The organism is Gemmobacter nanjingensis, from assembly GCF_014652195.1.
GTDB lineage: Bacteria > Pseudomonadota > Alphaproteobacteria > Rhodobacterales > Rhodobacteraceae > Gemmobacter > Gemmobacter caeni.
The window spans coordinates 1-1,251 of sequence record NZ_BMYI01000074.1 but is presented as its reverse complement, the minus strand read 5'-3'; the positions used below and the strand labels follow the sequence as shown (position 1 = coordinate 1,251).

2 protein-coding genes are annotated in these 1,251 nt (G+C 62.3%); both read left to right on the top strand.

All coding sequences use genetic code 11. The features are described from left to right. Positions 1-125: 125 nt before the first annotated feature. A complete protein-coding gene (locus IE126_RS25685) occupies positions 126-467 on the top strand; it encodes a capsid cement protein (protein ID WP_189383230.1) in 342 nt (113 codons plus the stop codon). Between the two features lie 11 nt (positions 468-478). Then, on the top strand, positions 479-1,251 hold a 773-nt coding region (locus tag IE126_RS25680; RefSeq protein WP_189383229.1), incomplete at its 3' end, for a major capsid protein.

Here is a 1,251-nt window from a genome sequence, read left to right as displayed (position 1 = left end):
GCCGATGGCAAGGCTGTCGATCCGGCCGGTCTCGCCCTCCACAACAGGGCGCTCGCCTTCCAGCGCCAGCACCCCGGCACGGCCTATCTTGACGCCGTCGCGGCCGTTTCCTGAAGGAGCCAAGAATGCAGTATTTTCAGGAAGTCCTGACGGACACCGTCATCTCCACCAGCCTTTGGGATGCCTATGATCTCATTGGCTACAACGGCGCCAAGATCACCGGCGCCGATGCGGTGGTTGCCGGTGTGGCAAAGCACCCCAATACCGTCATCGGTGATCCGGGTGCGATCATCCGCATCGGCACTGCCCGCCTGAAGGCTGTCGGCGCCATTTCTGCCGGTGGCGCGGTGGTGTCGGCTGCCGCTGGTGGTGTGCAGGCACAGGGTGCTGGCACCAATCGCTTCGGCCGTGCGCTCAATGCCGCCGCCGATGGCGAATTCGTCACCATCGTCTTTTCCATCAGCTGAGGACCGTCTCCATGGCCCCCTTGAATACTCGCACCGCGCAGGTCGTTGATCCGATCCTCTCGACCTATGCGCGGGGCTATCGCAACGATGCCTTCATCTCGCATCTTCTGTTTCCCCGCGCCACGGTTCCGAACCGTTCGATGCGGACGCTGAAGTTCGGCAAGGAATCGTTCCGCATGCTGAACACCCGGCGCGCGCCGGGCGCCGACAAGAAGCGCATCCAGTACGGCTACGCATCGGACCCGATCTCGCTCGTCCAGGATGCGCTGGAAGCAACGGTGCCCATTGAGCATCAGGAAGAGGCCGGTTCGGTCCCCGGTATCGATCTGGCGAAGGGTGCCATCGACATGGTGCTCGACGTGGTCGATCTTGGCCTCGAACTCGAATGCGCGCAAATGGCGCGCAACACGGCGAACTATGCCGCGTCGAACAAGGTTACCCTGACCACGACCGCCCGCTGGACGCAGTCCACCTCGGCCCCCAAGGCAGATATCAAGGCAGGCAAAGAGGTCATTCGCCGTATGACCGGCCGTTACCCCAATACGCTGATCCTCGGGCCGAATGCCGCCAATGCGCTGACCGAACACCAGACCTTCAAGGATCAGTTCAAATACACCTCGGCCGACTCGATCACGCTGGACATGCTGGCCCGTTCGCTCGAGCTGGACAATGTGATCTCCGGCAAGGCGGTCTTCCTGCCTGAAAATGCGGGGGACGATGTCCCAGCGACGGATATCTGGGGCGATGACGCGATCCTCGCCTATGTCCCGAAGGGCACCAACTA

Bases quoted from the DNA above. Each gene is read 5' to 3' on its own strand.
- IE126_RS25685 (WP_189383230.1), top strand. From the start codon at position 126: ATGCAGTATTTTCAGGAAGTCCTGACGGACACCGTCATCTCCACCAGC.